This window comes from Faecalibacterium sp. DFI.5.82 (assembly GCF_029076575.1).
GTDB classification, from domain to species: Bacteria; Bacillota; Clostridia; order Oscillospirales; family Ruminococcaceae; genus Faecalibacterium; species Faecalibacterium duncaniae.
The window spans coordinates 1-304 of the sequence record NZ_JARFIS010000663.1; the positions used below are offsets into that span (position 1 = coordinate 1).

Below are 304 nucleotides of genomic sequence, written 5' to 3' on the forward strand. Positions count from 1 at the left end.
CTGAATTGATCCCCAATAAGTTTGCCTACCAGATTCTGCGCAAGCTCTCCGCAGGCAATTTGGTGCGGGTGAGCCGCGGCGCTCTCGGCGGCTGCGCGCTGTCCTGCGATCTGTACGCGACCTCTCTCTACGATCTCATGGGGGTCGTGGGGGAGCGGGGCATCCTGTGCGCCTGCATGGAGCCGGGATATGAATGCCACTGGCAGGACAAGCCTGGGCGGTGCGCCATCCACTGTCAGCTGGCGGCCTTGCAGAAAAAGCAGGACGAGGCGTTCCGTGCCGTGAGCCTGCGCAGGCTGCTGAC

The 304-nt window shown here is 63.5% G+C and carries 1 protein-coding gene; it reads left to right on the top strand.

The annotated features are described in order from the left end of the window. The coding region (locus P0G09_RS18340; RefSeq protein ID WP_275253385.1) for an Rrf2 family transcriptional regulator at positions 1-304 on the top strand (304 nt) is incomplete at both ends.